Source organism: Streptomyces sp. NPDC056347 (assembly GCF_042262625.1).
Taxonomy (GTDB): domain Bacteria; phylum Actinomycetota; class Actinomycetes; order Streptomycetales; family Streptomycetaceae; genus Streptomyces.
In genome coordinates, this window is sequence record NZ_JBHJQP010000201.1 from 1 (window position 1) to 14,157 (window position 14,157).

General features: G+C 74.5%; 10 protein-coding genes, 1 tRNA gene and 2 pseudogenes. 9 read left to right on the forward strand and 4 right to left on the reverse strand.

Going from position 1 to position 14,157, the window contains the following annotated elements:
- Positions 1 to 85: 85 nt before the first annotated feature.
- From ACFCV8_RS31525 to ACFCV8_RS31540, 4 genes are all read left to right on the forward strand, one after another.
- Positions 86 to 3,376: an AAA family ATPase gene (locus ACFCV8_RS31525; protein ID WP_376688909.1), complete on the forward strand. Its 3,291-nt coding sequence runs from the start codon at positions 86 to 88 to the stop codon at positions 3,374 to 3,376.
- Entirely contained in the window at positions 3,373 to 3,939 is a 567-nt protein-coding gene (locus ACFCV8_RS31530) for a hypothetical protein (RefSeq protein ID WP_376688910.1), read from the forward strand. Before ACFCV8_RS31525 ends, ACFCV8_RS31530 begins: the two co-directional genes overlap by 4 nt.
- Entirely contained in the window at positions 3,936 to 5,156 is a 1,221-nt protein-coding gene (locus tag ACFCV8_RS31535; protein WP_376688911.1) for a S8 family serine peptidase, read from the forward strand. The genes ACFCV8_RS31530 and ACFCV8_RS31535 overlap by 4 nt, the downstream gene beginning before the upstream one ends.
- Before the next feature lie 184 nt (positions 5,157 to 5,340).
- Positions 5,341 to 6,174, forward strand: a complete 834-nt coding sequence (locus tag ACFCV8_RS31540) for a methyltransferase domain-containing protein (protein WP_376688912.1) — start codon at positions 5,341 to 5,343, stop codon at positions 6,172 to 6,174.
- A 21-nt stretch (positions 6,175 to 6,195) separates the two neighbouring features.
- Here ACFCV8_RS31540 and ACFCV8_RS31545 read toward each other — a convergent pair.
- A pseudogene (locus ACFCV8_RS31545) lies at positions 6,196 to 6,927 on the reverse strand (TioE family transcriptional regulator); the annotation flags it as partial.
- Between the two features lie 61 nt (positions 6,928 to 6,988).
- On the opposite strand from ACFCV8_RS31545, the gene ACFCV8_RS31550 reads away from it, so the two are divergent.
- Positions 6,989 to 8,200, forward strand: a complete 1,212-nt coding sequence (locus ACFCV8_RS31550) for an erythromycin esterase family protein (RefSeq protein ID WP_376688913.1) — start codon at positions 6,989 to 6,991, stop codon at positions 8,198 to 8,200.
- Here the strand turns inward: ACFCV8_RS31550 and ACFCV8_RS31555 are convergent.
- Complete coding sequence (locus tag ACFCV8_RS31555) at positions 8,169 to 9,410, reverse strand: MFS transporter (RefSeq protein WP_376688914.1); 1,242 nt, start codon at positions 9,408 to 9,410, stop codon at positions 8,169 to 8,171. The genes ACFCV8_RS31550 and ACFCV8_RS31555 overlap by 32 nt on opposite strands.
- Positions 9,411 to 9,448: 38 nt before the next feature.
- Between ACFCV8_RS31555 and ACFCV8_RS31560 the strand changes: the two genes are divergently transcribed.
- Entirely contained in the window at positions 9,449 to 10,042 is a 594-nt protein-coding gene (locus ACFCV8_RS31560; RefSeq protein WP_376688915.1) for a CGNR zinc finger domain-containing protein, read from the forward strand.
- 13 nt (positions 10,043 to 10,055) lie between these two features.
- Here ACFCV8_RS31560 and ACFCV8_RS31565 read toward each other — a convergent pair whose 3' ends face one another.
- Positions 10,056 to 10,622, reverse strand: a complete 567-nt coding sequence (locus ACFCV8_RS31565) for an O-methyltransferase (RefSeq protein ID WP_376688916.1) — start codon at positions 10,620 to 10,622, stop codon at positions 10,056 to 10,058.
- 168 nt (positions 10,623 to 10,790) lie between these two features.
- Between ACFCV8_RS31565 and ACFCV8_RS31570 the strand changes: the two genes are divergently transcribed.
- Positions 10,791 to 11,939, forward strand: a complete 1,149-nt coding sequence (locus tag ACFCV8_RS31570; RefSeq protein ID WP_376688917.1) for a hypothetical protein — start codon at positions 10,791 to 10,793, stop codon at positions 11,937 to 11,939.
- On the opposite strand, the gene ACFCV8_RS31575 is transcribed toward ACFCV8_RS31570, so the two are convergent.
- Complete coding sequence (locus ACFCV8_RS31575; RefSeq protein ID WP_376688918.1) at positions 11,921 to 12,442, reverse strand: SMI1/KNR4 family protein; 522 nt, start codon at positions 12,440 to 12,442, stop codon at positions 11,921 to 11,923. The genes ACFCV8_RS31570 and ACFCV8_RS31575 overlap by 19 nt on opposite strands.
- 233 nt (positions 12,443 to 12,675) lie before the next feature.
- Between ACFCV8_RS31575 and ACFCV8_RS31580 the strand changes: the two genes are divergently transcribed.
- Both ACFCV8_RS31580 and ACFCV8_RS31585 read left to right on the forward strand, forming a co-directional pair.
- Positions 12,676 to 12,747 (forward strand) — tRNA-Pro (locus ACFCV8_RS31580).
- A gap of 3 nt (positions 12,748 to 12,750) precedes the next feature.
- A pseudogene (locus ACFCV8_RS31585) lies at positions 12,751 to 14,157 on the forward strand (hypothetical protein); the annotation flags it as partial.

The window sequence follows — 14,157 nt, forward strand, 5'->3', positions numbered from 1 at the left end:
GTCGTCACGGTGCGGGCGGCCGCCTCGGGGCCGGGCATCGGGGAACCGGCCGAGGGCCGACCACGACGACGCAGAAAGGAACGCCATGGCCCGCCAGACCATCGTCACGGACCCGTACCAGGGCATCACGTCGGCTCTCGTCGCCGCGCGCCCGGGAGGCGTGATCCGCCTCCGGCCCGGTCGCTACGACGAGTGCCTGGTCATCACCAAGATGGTCACCCTCGTCGCCGACGACCCCGACGACCCGCCCGAGATATCCCCCCGGGCGGGCAGCGCCGTGCAGGTCGTCGCCGAGGCCGTCAAACTGTCCGGACTGATCCTGCGCGGCGGCGACGAGGACGCCCCCGTCGTGGACGTACCCCGTGGCCAGGCGGCCCTGGAGGGCTGCCGGGTGCACGCCGACTCGTGGACCGCGCTGCTCTCCCGCGAGCACGGCTCCCTCGCCATGCGCGACTGCGTCATCGCCAACCCGTCGGGCGCCGGGTTCGTCGACCTGTCCCCCGAGCCCAGCGTCGTCGAGGACTGCGTCTTCGAGGACCTCGGCAGCTCCGGGCTGGTGCTCGGTGACGACTCCGCGCCCGCGATCCGCGACTGCGTGGTCCGCGGCGCCCGTGGCAACGGCCTCCTCGCCAACGGGCGCGCGGGCGGAACCGTCGAGCGTCTCACCGTCGAGGGCACCCCCAAGCCCGGGGTCGCCCTGGAGGAACAGGCCACCACGCGGCTCACCGACGTACGCGCCGTCGGCTGCACCATCGGCTTCCACATCTCCTCCACGGCCCTGCCCATTCTCACCGGCTGCACCGCCGTGGACAGCACCACCCACGGTGTGCTGCTCTCCGCCACCACCGCGCCCGCCCTCAACAACGTGGAGGCCCGGGGGTCGGGCGGCAACGGCATCGTCGCGATCGAGCAGGCCCGCGGCACCCTCTCGGACTGCCTGGTGGAGAACTCCGTCGCCGCCGGGATCCTGGTACGGGGCACCGCCGCGCCCACCGTCCAGCGCACCCTCGTCACCGGCGGCAAGGCCGAGGGCATCCTCCTCGACGCCGACAGCGCGCCCCGCATCGACCGGGTGACCGTGCACCGGACGGGCGGCCACGGCATCGTCCTCGCCGGCGGCAACCGGGCCCGGCTCCGCGACGTCGAGATCGTCGAGGCCGGGGGCCACGGCCTGCACGCCCGCGACGACGCGCGCGGCCGGGTCGAGATGACCACGGTCCTCGACGCCGCGCAGTGCGGCATCCGGGTCGACGGGGCGAGCCCCGCGTTCCAGGACGTCGCCGTCCGCGGCAGCCGGACGGCCGGGTTCGCCGCCGCCGGGAAGTGCGCCCCCGAGCTCATCGACACCCTCGTGGAGGACTCCGGCACCGAAGGCATCACGGTCACCGACGACGAGGCCCGGCTGACCGCTGTCCGGGCCCGGGTGCTGCGCAGCCGGAGTCACGGCGCGCTCATCGGCGCGGGCGCCACCGCGGAGCTGACGGAGTGCGAGTTCACCGACGGCAAGGCGGACGGTATCCGGGTCGCCACCGAACGTCCCGTACGCGCCGCGGGCTGCACCGTCACCGGCAACGCCGGAGCCGGGGTCCGTCACACCGCCCCGGGCGGCAGCCTCGCCGCGGACGAGCTGACCAGCGACGGCAACGGTGAGCCCGACGCCCTCGGCGGGCGCGGCGACGGCGCCGCCGCGCCGGAGGCCGAGGGCGCGGACGGCGGGCCGTCGGCCGGTCCGCTCGCCCGGCTCGACGAGCTCGTGGGGCTGCGGGCCGTCAAGGAGCAGGTGGCCACGCTCGTCAACCTCAACAAGCTGGCCCGGCGGCGCCGCGAGATGGGGCTGCCCGTCCCGGCCACCGCCCGTCATCTGGTCTTCGCCGGCCCGCCCGGCACGGGCAAGACCACCGTCGCCCGGCTCTACGGATCGATCCTCGCCTCGCTCGGCGTGCTGCGCTCCGGGCATCTGGTGGAGGTGGCCCGCGCCGACCTCGTCGCGAAGATCATCGGCGGTACCGCCATCAAGACCACGGAGGTCTTCGAACAGGCCCTCGGCGGGGTGCTGTTCATCGACGAGGCGTACACCCTCACCGCGGACGGCGGCAGCGGCCCCGACTTCGGCCGGGAGGCCGTCGACACCCTGGTCAAGCTGATGGAGGACCACCGCGAGGACGTCGTCGTCATCGCCGCCGGGTACTCCCGGCAGATGCGGAGCTTCCTGGAGTCCAACCCCGGTCTGGGCTCGCGGTTCAGCCGCACGCTGGAGTTCGAGAACTACTCGGTGGACGAGCTGCTCACCATCGTGAAGCGCCAGGGCGAGCAGAACCGTTTCACTTTCCGCGAGGACACCGAGCGGGCGCTCGCCCACCACTTCGAGCAGATGCACCGCGACGAGTCGTTCGGCAACGCCCGCGCCGCCCGCAAGGTGTTCGAGGAGATGGTGGACCGTCAGGCGTTCCGTCTCGCCGAGTCCCCGGACATCACGGAGGAGGACCTGACCGTTCTCCTCCCGACCGACGTCGGCGAGGAGGCGGCCGCCGCCGTCGCGGGCGAGGGCGGTCCGGGCGGCGGTCCGTCCGAGCGGCTCACCGCCCTGCTCGCCGAACTCGACGGCCTGATCGGTCTGGACGGGGTCAAGGCGCAGGTCCGTGACGTCGTCAATCTGCTGTCCGCCGCGCGCCGCCGCAAGGCCGCCGGGCTGCCCGCCCCGGCCATCGCCCACCACCTGGTGTTCACCGGCCCGCCCGGCACCGGCAAGACGTCGGTGGCCCGGCTGTACGGCGAGCTGCTGGGCGCGATGTCGGTGCTGCCGCGCGGCCAGCTGGTGGAGGTCTCGCGCGCCGACCTCGTCGGCCGCTACGTCGGCCACACCGCACAGCTCACCCAGGAGGTGTTCGCGCGGGCCCGGGGCGGGGTGCTGTTCATCGACGAGGCGTACACCCTCACCCCCGAGGGCGGTTCGGGCTCCGACTTCGGCCGGGAGGCCGTCGACACCCTCCTCAAGCTGATGGAGGACCACCGTGACGACACGGTCGTGGTGGCCGCGGGCTACGAGGGCGAGATGGCCCGCTTCCTCGGCTCCAACCCCGGCCTGGCCTCCCGCTTCGGGCGTACCGTCACCTTCGACTCGTACGACGCGGACGAGCTGGTCGAGATCGTGCACCGTCAGAGCACCCGGGACGGCTACGAGTGCGCGCCCGCCACGCTGGAGGCGCTGCGCCGCCACTTCGCCGGGGTCGACCGGGGCCCGAGCTTCGGCAACGGCCGCTACGCCCGCACCGTGCTCGAACAGATGATGACCCGCCAGGCCGGGCGGCTCGCGTCGCTTCCGGACGCCGACACCGACCAGCTGCGGCTGCTGCTTCCCGAGGATGTGACGGAATGACGGAGGAACGCAAGGTGACGGGCAGGCTCCGCGACACCGGCCGGTGCGCCACCTGTTTCGAGTCCTTCAACCCCGCTTGTCCGCGGGCGGTGCTGGACGAGAGCACGCAGGAGACGCCCCGGCAGGCGGAGGCGCCGGTCCGGCCGGCGCTCCGGCCCCGCGCCACCGCCGGATCCGACGCGGGGGCCGGTGTCGGCCCGAGGGTCGTCGCCCAGCCGCCCGCCACCCCCCGCCCCCGGAACGCCGCGACCCCGTCGGGCTCGGCCGGAACACCGTCGGGCTCCGACTCCGCTCCCCCGGCGCCGGCCCCGGTACGCGACCCGCGCCGCCCGAGGACCGGGGCCTCCGCCTCCCCGTCCCCGTCCCCGTGGCAGGAACGCACCCCGTGGCAGGAACGCACCGCGCCCCGTTCGGTGCCGGGCGCGGCGGCCCCCGCCCCCGGCACGCCGGGCAGGCCGCGCACCGCGACGCCCGGCGCTTCACCGGCCCGTGCCCCGCGCCCCGGGACCGCCGCGCCCGGCAGGGCCGAGGCCCCGGCCACGGAGGGGGGCACGTCCCGATGACCCGGCCACCCCGTACGACGGTGCCCGCGCTTCCCGTGCTGCTGGCAGCCGCCCTGACCGTGGCGGTGCCGCTCGCGGCGGCGTCCCCCGCCTCGGCGGACACCGCCCTGCCCCGGATCTCCTCGGCCCCGCCGCAGGGCGGCGGATGCGTCAAGCCGTCGAAGAAGCGTCCCGTCGACGTCCCGTGGGCGCAGCAGTACATCGCCCCGTCCCGTGCCTGGGAGACCACCCGGGGCGCGGGGGCCACCGTGGCCGTCGTCGACACGGGTGTGGACGCCCGGCACAGCCCGGCCCTGGCGGGCCGTGTCACGCCCGCCTCGGCAGGCTCCGGCACCGACTGCATCGGCCACGGCACGTTCGTCGCGGGTCTGATCGCCGCCGCGCCGCGCCGGGGTGCGGGCTTCGCGGGGGTCGCCCCGGAGGCCCGGATCGTCGCCGTCCGCGCCACGGCGGCGGACGGCACGGCCACCGCGAACAGCGTCGCCGCCGGGATCGACGCGGCCGTCGCCCGACGCGCCCGCGTCATCGACGTGCCGATCGCCCTGTCCACCAGCAGCCCGGCGCTGGCCTCGGCCGTCCGCAACGCGGTGCGGCGCGGCGCCTTGGTGATCGCCCCGGCGTACGCGTCGAACAGGTCCGCCGCCGGCTCCGGGAACGCTCCCGCCCCGGCCGCCTACCCGGCGGCGCTGCCGGACGTCCTGGCCGTCGCCGCACTCGAACCGGGCGGCGTCCCCGACCAGGAGCTCGCCCCCCGTACCGCGCCCGACCTGGCGGCGCCCGGAACCGCCGTGATGAGCATCGGGCCCGGCGGCACGGGCAGCTTCACCGGCGACGGCGCCGAGCTGGCCACCGCCTTCGTGGCGGGTGCCGCCGCGCTCGCCGTCGCCGCGCACCCCGGGCTGACGCCCGCGCAGCTGGCCGACCGGCTCACCGCGACGGCGTATCACATCCCGGCCGACAGGGCACTGGTCGGCGCGGGCACGGTGGACCCCGCCGCGGCCGTGACCGCCCCGCTCGCCGCCGCCCCGTCCGCACCGGCCTCCCCCGACCCGGCCGCGCTGCGCATGCCACCGCCGGAGGGACACGGCGGCCGCACCACCGCGATCGCCGTCACGGCTGCCGCCGGGGCCGCCGTCCTCGTCACCGGCTTCATCGTGTTCACCATTCCCCGGGCCCGCCGCCGGGGCTGGCGCCCGGGCACTTCGGAGACCGGCTGACAACAATCCGTCCTGGCGGCAGGAGCGCGGAACCACTGTGTGCGGCCGGGCCGCGCCGCCGGGACCGGTCGGTACCGATTCGATGCCCGCCGCATGCCGGACGCGGGCCCGGTGGCCTCGCTCCCGTCACGCGGGGGCGCCGGGCAGGCGGGTCCCGGTCCTCGTCCTCTGCGAGAATCGGCCCATGGCCGTACCCGATGCCGCTGAGCCCGGCACCTCAGATCACCCCGCGGGGCAGGGCTACCTGCTGGACAACCGGCAGTCCGAGGCCGGGATCCGTTTCGGCGCCCTCGGCGAGCTGTTCGATCCGGTGACGTTCCGGCACGTCGAGCGCCTCGGCATCACCACCGGCATGCGGTGCTGGGAGGTCGGTGCCGGCTCCCCGTCCGTGCCGCTCGGACTGGCCGAGCGGGTCGGGCCGACGGGGGCGGTGGTCGCCACCGACATCGACGTTTCGTGGACCGGCGGCATCGACGGCGGCGTGATCGAGGTGCTGCGTCACGACGTGGCGGCCGACCCACCGCCGCCCGGCGCCTTCGACCTCGTCCACGCCCGGCTGGTCCTGGTCCACGTCACCGACCGCGCCGAGGCGCTGCGCCGGATGATCCAGGCGCTGCGGCCCGGCGGATGGCTGCTCCTGGAGGACGCCGACCCGGGGCTGCAGCCGCTGTTGTGCCCGGACGAGTCCGGCCCCGAGCAACGGCTCGCGAACCGGCTGCGTGCCGGTTTCCGTTCTCTGATGGCGGGGCGCGGCGCGGACCTCGCGTACGGGAGGACGTTGCCCCGGCTGTTGCGCGAGGCCGGTCTGGACGACATCGGGGCCGATGCGTACTTCCCGATCACCTCACCGGCCTGCGCGGTCCTCGAAGCCGCGACCGTACGGCAGATCCGGCACCTGCTGCTGGCCGAGGGGCTCGCCACCGACGCGGAGATCGACCGTCACCTGGCCAACGTGGCCGCGGGTGGCCTGGACCTCGCCACCGCTCCTCTGGTCTCCGCGTGGGGGCGCCGCTCCTGATCCGCCCGCCGCGTCGAGCACCCGCAGATACGCGTCCAGTTCGGCGGCCCCGGCGAGCAGGGCGCGGCCGCGGGTGGCCAGCCGGCCGTGCCAGTCGTGCAGGGTGGACTCCAGCGGTTCCAGCCCTCCCGCCGCCCGTACTCGGGAGAGCAGCGGGGCGATCCGTTCCAGGGGGTATCCGCCGCGTCTGAGCTGGTGGGCCATCCGGGCGTCCCGTACATCGGCGGCCCGGTAGACGCGGTAGCCGGTTCTCGGGTCCCGGCCTGGGCGCACCAGGCCGGCGCGCTCCCACGTGCGCAGCGTCGCGGGCCGGATGCCGAGTGCTCGGGCCAGTGGCCCGATGAACGTGCCGTCGGCGCCGGGACCCATCGGCACGTCCTCGGCGCCGGGGCCGGACGTCCTGGTGGGGGCCAGTCCGGCCAGGGCGCTCTCCACGGCCCGGAGGGTTCTGCGGTCGTCGAGGAGCTGGGCGTGGCTCTCGTCGACCAGGCGCAGCGCGGCTTCGGTGGCGCCGTCGTTCACCGCCCGCATGACCGACGCGGCCGGCTGGTGACCGTGGCCGGGCATCAGGGCGAGGAAGGTCCGCAGGGCCTGCGCGTGCAGTTCGGTGTAGGTGCGGTAGCCGTGGGGCGTCCGGTCCGCGGCCGGGAGGATGCCGTCCTGCTCGTAGTTCCTGACCGCCTGGGTCGACAGACCGTGCCGTCGTGCCAGGTCGATCGGCCTGAGCTTCTTGTCACTTTGAAGGTTTCGCATCCAATCCCTGCTGATTTCCTGGAAAAGTCTCAACCGACGCTTCGACGATAGCGTTGAAGGCATGGTCACTGACATCGCACACACCACTCACTGCGTCGACGCCGCCGCCGTCATGGGTCTGCTCCCGGACCGGCCCCGGCTGCTCGCGCTGGGCGAACCCACCCACGGCGAGGACGGCCTGCTGCGCCTGCGCAACGATCTTTTCCGGCAACTCGTCGAGCAGGAGGGCTACCGGACGATCGCGATCGAGAGCGACTGCCTGATGGGACTGGTCGTCGACGACTACGTCACCTCGGGCACGGGCGCCCTCGACACCGTCATGGAGCGCGGGTTCAGCCACGGCTGGGGAACGCAGCCGGGCAATCGTGAACTCGTCCGCTGGATGCGGGCGTTCAACGACGGCCGGCCCGAGGAGGACCGGCTCCGCTTCGCCGGGTTCGACGGTCCGCTGGAGATCACCGGCGCCGCGAGCCCCCGGCAGTCCCTCGGCGCCCTCCACGGCTACCTCGCGGCCCGGCTGGACGGGGCGCTGCTCCCGTGCACCGCGGAGACCCTCGACGGCCTGCTCGGCGCGGACGGCCGGTGGACCGAGCCCGCGGCGATGACGGACCCGGACCGGTCGGTGGGACGGTCGGCCGGGGCCGGGGAGCTGCGGCTGCTCGCCGACGAACTGGCGGCGCTGCTCGACACGGAGACGCCTCGGCTGCTCGCGACGGGTTCGCGCGACGAATGGCACCGGGCGCAGCTGTACGCGCGCACTGCCACCGGCCTGTTGCGCTACCACTACCGCATGGCCGACCCCGCACCGAACCGCATGGCGCGCCTGGTGAGCCTGCGGGACTCGATGATGGCCGGCAATCTCCTCGCCGTCGCCGAGCGGGGCCCGGCGCTCGTCCACTCCCACAACGGCCATCTCCAGCGGGAGCGGAGCACGATGCGGATGGGCGGTCTCCCGCTGGAGTGGTGGAGCGCGGGCGCGCTGGTCGATGCCCGGCTGGGTACGCGGTACGCGTTCCTCGCCACGGCGCTCGGCACGATCCGGCACCGGGGCGTGGACGTCCCGTCCCCGGACAGCGTCGAGGGGCTGCTGTACGCGCTCCCGCAGGAGCACTGCCTCGTCGATGCCGGCCGACTGGCCTCCGCGCTCGGCGACACGCTCCCCGCACCCCGGGTGTCCCCCTATTACGGCTATGCCTCGTTCGACCCGGCGCACCTGGCCGGGGTCGACGGGGTCGTGTTCGTCAGGGACGTCCTCCCGGATCCGGCTCCGTAGACCCCGGAGCGCCATGTCCGCCCCTGGTCGTCGCGAGTGCTCCGAGCGCCGACACGCTCGCGGCGAGCAGGAGCGTGCCGGGGAGGGACCGGGCGGCGAGCGGTCCGGCCGCCCAGGCTCCCAGGGCGAATCCGGTGATCTTCAGGCTGGCGCCGGTGGTGAAGATCTGTCCACGCAGCCGATTCGGGGCCTCGCGGTGACGGACCGCGAACAGGGCCGTCAGCAAAGGGCCTTCGCCGACCCCGAGCAGCAGTGCCGCCACGATCAGCGGGCCCGGCCGGAGCGACGCGGCCAGCGCCAGGGCCGCGGCCTGGACCAGTGCGCCGGCCCGGATGATCGTGGCGGGCTCGGCGCGGCGCGGGAACCGTACGAGTACGGCGTTGGCCGCCAGCGCGGAGACCGCGGCGAGGAAGAGGAGCATCGCCCCGCGCCCCGCGCCGCCCAGGGCGTGTTCGCCGATCGGTGCGGTGCATGCCGTCAGCATGCCCTGGGCCACGCAGCAGACGACCGAGCTCAGGGTGGCCCGGGCCAGCAACGGCCGTTGGACGATGGCCCGTGCTCCGGCGGCGATCTCGCCGCACACCGGCGGCAGCCGGACCACGCGGCCGGAGCGCGGGCCCGGTCCCGGCGTCGGGCGGTCGGCGCGACCGGGCGCGGCGGGCAGCAGCCAGGCGGCCGGCAGGGCCACCCCGATGAGCCCCGCGGCGATCACCACGGCGGGCGGCCCCCCGAGCAGCTCCGCCGCGCCGCCCGCGAGCGCGGGGCCCACCAGGCCGGCCACGCCGAAGGTCATGGCGTCGAGCGCGTTCGCCCGGGGCAGACGGTCGCCGGCCACCACCCGGGGCAGCTGGGCCGTCCACCCGCCCGACAGGGCCGGCCCCAGCAGCCCCGTGCAGACGGCGATCAGGACCGTGACGGCGAACGGGAGGCGCCCCAGGGTCGCGAGCACGGCCCCCAGACCGGCCGCGTACAGCATCAGGGCCACGGCCAGCGGACGTCCCGGCCTCGCCGCCCGGTCGAGAAGCACCCCGAGCACCGGCCCTCCCACCGCCGCGGAGGCCGTGATGCCGGCGAGCAGTGACGACGCGTCGCCGGGCGATCCGGCCGCCGTGAATCCCGCCAGCAGCAGCGCCGGTCCCGACATCTCGTCCCCGGCGCGGGCCGCCAGTGCTCCGGCCAGGTAGAGCCGGAGCGGGTAACGCCTCTTCATGGCTGAGACGTTACGGAGGTAACTCAAAACTCCGCAATATGCGTTACATTGCGCGGGTGTTCTCCCCCATCGACGACTGGTCCACCCGGCACTCCGTGCTGGCCATGGCCCGGCGGACGGCCGCGCTGGTCAACGTTCTCGACGACGGCTCCTCGGACCCGGCCGAGGTCGCCGAGGTGCTCCGCGCCCACGGTGAGACGGACCCCGTCCGTCTCACCGCTCACGACGTCGCCGCGATGCGCGCGGCCGCCGCCCTGCTGCGGGAGGTCTTCGCCGCCCGGACCACCGACGAAGCCGCCGAAGGCCTCAACCGCCTCCTGCGGGAACACACCGGTGCGCTCCGGCTGACCTCACACGGGAGCGGTTCCCCATGGCACCCCCATCTCGACCGTGACGACGAGGCGCCCTGGGACGAGTGGCTCATCGCCTCGTCCTGCGTGGCCCTGACGGTCCTCGTCTGGGACCGGCAGCAGCCGCCCGGCAGGATCTGCGCCTCGGCCGGCTGCCGCGACGTCTTCATCACGCAGGGCAGCGGACCGGAGCGCCGCTACTGCTCCCGCCGGTGCGCCACGCGCGAACGCGTGGCCGCCCACCGGCGCTCCCGCGCGGCGCGGCAGCCGGGCGGGGCCTGACGGCGCCGCCGCGCTACGGGCGCCGTGACGCGACGACGGCCGAACTCGTCGGTGTGGTGAGCACTTCGGTGGCCTCCAGGTCCGGATGCGTGAGGTAGAAGAGGCGCAGCTCGTCCACCTCGCCCTCGAAGCGCGGCGGCCAGTCGGACGAGGGGGTGAAGTCGTCCAGGACGAGCAGCCCGCCGGGTGCGAGCAGGTCGACGACCCGATGCGCGTCGTCCCGCTTGCCACCCCCGTCGCAGAAGAAGACGTCGAAGGGTGCATGCTGCTCGAGCAGCCGCCAGTCCCCGGTCAGCACGGTGACCCGCTCGTCGTCCGCGAAGGCATCGGCGGCCCGGCGGGCCAGTTCCTCGTCGCGTTCCACGGTGACCAGGCGCGCACCGGCGCCGAGCCCGCTGTGCAGCCAGGCGGTGCCCACTCCCGAGCCGGTGCCGCTCTCCGCGACGACGCCGTGCGGCTTCGCGGCGGCGGCCGTGCTGAGCAGCCTGCCCACCTCACGGATGCAGCTCTTCTTGAAACCCAGTTCGGCGGCGATGCGCTCCGTTGCGACCACCCGGTCCGGAACAGCGCGTTCCGTCATCGGCAACTCCCTTGTCGTCGTGGGCAAGACGCTACCCGCAAGCGGAAGCCGCGTGCACGGGAGGACTTCGGGAAAGTCGACGTACGGCTGTGATCCGCATGTGACCGGCGGCTCGTACGCTCCATGGCCAGGGGTTCGCCGGTCGGACCGTCGGAACGGGGGCAGAGGATGACGTATCGACAGGCAGCTGTTCCGGCCGTCGCCGCGGCGCTGCTTCTCACGGCGCTCCTGTGGTGGGCGGGGGGAAGCGCGCAGGCCCTTCATCTGCCGGGGAGCACGGGGCTGATCGCCCGCCGGGCCAGTGCCGACCTGGAACGCTGGCTCACCCCCTGGTCGTACGACCCGCCCGTCCCGCTCCGGTCGTCCGGCGGCGGGGTCTCCGGTACGGGCGACGGCGCCCGCTACCTCACGCTCTACCGGACCGGGATGCAGATCCGGTTCGCCGCGGTCTTCGCGTTCTTCGGCGCCGGGGCACTGCTCCTGATCCGCAGGCTGCCGCCGGTGACGGGGCGCGTGCCGGCCACGTTGCTCGCGCTGTGGGCCTGGGGCCCGGTGGCCGGGACGCTGGCGGTGACGGTGTCCGCGCCGTGGCTGATCGCCTCGCGGGGCAACGGCGGCTTCCGCTTCCTGCCCCAGCTGGCGAGCGCGATGTCCGACGGGCGGCAGATCGTCGTGGCGACCGCTCCGGCCGCGGCGGCCGCGGCGGTGCTGCTCGCACGGATCACCGCCAAGGACTCCGGTCCGGTACCGCGGGCGGTGGTGCCGGTGCGCTCCGCCCGCCTGGCCGCCACCGCCGGGACGCTGGTGACCGCGGTGTCGCTGGTGCTCCTCTCGTACCAGCCGGTCGCCGCTCGCATCCAGACGCTCTCCCCCGGTGCCGGGGTCCTGGCGGAGCCGGGTAACCTGTTGCGCCAGTGGCTGCTGCTCGGGGCCTGGTCCGGTCCGGCGGGCGCCCCGATCGGCGACTGGCTGCTGCACCGGGCCGTCGACGCACTGCTGCTCGCCGTGGTGTGGTGGTCGTTGCGCCTCCTGCCCTCGCTGCTCACCCGCGCCACCGTCTGTGCGATGGCGGCGGGCGCCGTGTGCGCGACCGTGCTCGGGTTGCTGGCCTGCCAGACCCTGCGGATGGCCGTGGACGGGGCGGACTCCTACGGAGGCCCGGCCTCCCTGGCGGACAGCCTCGGCGACCACGTCCCCGCCGCCCTGGTCTTCGGGGTGGTCGCGGGCATGGCGGCCGCGGCCACTCTGCGGGCCGCGGCACACCGCACGGAGGACGGCGGCACCGTCGCGCCCGGTGCTCAGGGCAAGAACGCGTAGAACGGGCCGTCGGGAGCGCGGTTCCGCGAACAAAGGGTCACGTCCCGGCCCTTGAGATAGGCCAGCAGCCACTCCCCGAACGTCATCTCGTAGAGCGTCCAGGCCGGGCTGTCGAACTCCTGGACCACTACGCGCCAGGGCGCCGACGGGCCGTCGGGCACGCGGAGGAAGACCGCCTCGCCCGTCGTCGCCGACGCCACCGGTATCAGCTCCCCGGGGGCCGAACCGACCGGGCCCGGCAGGAATTCCGCCATGTCCGCCTCGCGCCAGAACACGAGATCGTCTCTGACGTCCCTGCCCAGGGAGTGCAGAAGATGACTGGCGGGATGTTGCAGATACAGCTGCTCGTTGATCTCGATCGAACCGTAGGCGTCGGTGATCTCGCGGAAGTCGGCGGGGAGTTCGACGCCGAGTTCCTGCTCCAGCTCCGTCCAGGGCGCGGGATCGGACCAGTTGAACCGGGGCTCGCCCAGCAGGGCCGCGATCTCCGGAAACGTTGTCACCAGCAGGTCCTTCTCCTGGAATCGGAAGGGGAACGCCAGTCGTCCCCGCCCGAGCGGAGGCGGAGGCGGAGGCGGAGGGCGGCCGAGTCGTCGTCACCGTAACCGACGCCTCTGACAACCGTTTCCCGGTGACCGTGCCGTGCCGTGTCGTCGGGGCCCGGTGTCCGTGGCGGACGGCGGGTCGGAAAAGTCATTGCACCTGTTCGAAGCAGCGTTCTAATCTCGCATCTCATCGGCGTGTAGCTCAGTAGCAGAGCACCGGGCTCGGGACCCGGAGGGCGCAGGGGCGGAACCTGCCATGCCGGCTTATGAACGATGACGCTGAGCAGCAGCATTCCGTGGGAACGGAACCCCCCTCCGGCTACGCCGGGACCATGCGGGCCCGGGCCTTCCTGACCTGGCTGACACACGACGACGCCGGAACCCGTGAGCGCGCCGCGCGCCGGGTCGACCGCTGGCAGGCCGTGCTCAGCGGCATGGCCGACGGCAGCCTGACCATCGGCTCACGCGCTCCGGTCGCCGGCCTGCCCACGTGGGTGACGCCGGAAGTCGTACGGGGAGGCTTCGCGACCTCCGCGGCGTGCGCCGAGGGCCCGCTCCAGCCGTACGAGCACGAGGCCGTCGCGGCGGCGGGCATCCCCGCCGACCGCCGCGCCCTGTTCGCGTACTGCCTGACCGAACCGGGGCTGGCACGGCTGTACGAGCTGCTCGACAGCGGGCGGTACGAGGTCGCCGTGCCCGAGGAGGCCGCGCTGCTGATCGTGGCCTGGCTGGTGCGGGCCGGGGACGTGGCCGGCGCCCTGGAGCTCGTCGAGGTCCTGGAGCCGTGGGCCGGGCGGCTGCGCTTCACACCCCGGCCCTCCGACCTTCCCGCTCCCGACGTCCGGGCGGTTCACCGCAGTACGGTCGGCGACGTCGCCGTCTCCCTGTCCGCGCGGCGGCCAAACGCCGCGGTGGAGACCCAGCGCGAGGCGCTGGCCGTCTGGCAGCCCTTCGGGGACGAACTGCTGTCCCACTGGCTGGAGACGGCGGGCGCCGGGCGCGTACTGGAGCGCATTCCCGACGACGCCTGGCAGCGGCGCGGGGCCAATCTCCTGCGGCGTTACCAGGAGTTGGCCGCCGCCCACACCCGCTGCGGCAAGCACCGCAACCCGAAGGAGAATCTGGGCATCCTGCGCACCGCCCTGGAGGAGACCGTCGCGGGCCGGCCGCTGGACGCGCGTCGCCTCGGGATGCTGCGGCACGCGGTGGAGTCCATGGTCCGGCGGCGCGGCCGCCCCGGCTCCGGGCGGCACAGCACGTTGCGCGCCCGCCAGGCCTCACAGGCGGCCCTGCCCTCGCACCACGCGTTCGCGCAGCTCGTTCTGAGCCGCCTGTCCGGCCTCCCGCAGCAGACCGGGGCGGCCGATGTGTCCCCACTGGTCGCGGACGTCTCGGCCCGCGAGGCCGCGAAGACCGGGCTGCCCGAAGGGGCCGTGGTCCCGGCATCCGTGCGGCGTGTCGTGGAGCCCGCGCTGAGCGCGCCGATCGGCACGCTCGTGGAGCGCGGCGTGGTGCCGTCGGCCGAGGTCCTGGCCGAACTCGTTCCACAGCTCGTCGCCTCGGTCGGCGCCCAGGAGTACCGGGACCCGGCGCTGCGCACGCTCATGGCCGCGAACTACCGGGCGTTCCGCAACCGCCGCTCGCTGCTCCTGCTGAACCTCGCCCGGCAGGTG

Excerpts from the sequence above, each read along its gene's own strand:
- ACFCV8_RS31525 (WP_376688909.1), top strand. The coding sequence starts at position 86 with ATGGCCCGCCAGACCATCGTCACGGACCCGTACCAGGGCATCACGTCG.
- ACFCV8_RS31530 (WP_376688910.1), top strand. The coding sequence starts at position 3,373 with ATGACGGAGGAACGCAAGGTGACGGGCAGGCTCCGCGACACCGGCCGG.
- ACFCV8_RS31535 (WP_376688911.1), top strand. The coding sequence starts at position 3,936 with ATGACCCGGCCACCCCGTACGACGGTGCCCGCGCTTCCCGTGCTGCTG.
- ACFCV8_RS31540 (WP_376688912.1), top strand. The coding sequence starts at position 5,341 with ATGGCCGTACCCGATGCCGCTGAGCCCGGCACCTCAGATCACCCCGCG.
- ACFCV8_RS31550 (WP_376688913.1), top strand. The coding sequence starts at position 6,989 with ATGGTCACTGACATCGCACACACCACTCACTGCGTCGACGCCGCCGCC.
- ACFCV8_RS31555 (WP_376688914.1), bottom strand. The coding sequence starts at position 9,410 with ATGAAGAGGCGTTACCCGCTCCGGCTCTACCTGGCCGGAGCACTGGCG.
- ACFCV8_RS31560 (WP_376688915.1), top strand. The coding sequence starts at position 9,449 with ATGCGTTACATTGCGCGGGTGTTCTCCCCCATCGACGACTGGTCCACC.
- ACFCV8_RS31565 (WP_376688916.1), bottom strand. The coding sequence starts at position 10,622 with ATGACGGAACGCGCTGTTCCGGACCGGGTGGTCGCAACGGAGCGCATC.
- ACFCV8_RS31570 (WP_376688917.1), top strand. The coding sequence starts at position 10,791 with ATGACGTATCGACAGGCAGCTGTTCCGGCCGTCGCCGCGGCGCTGCTT.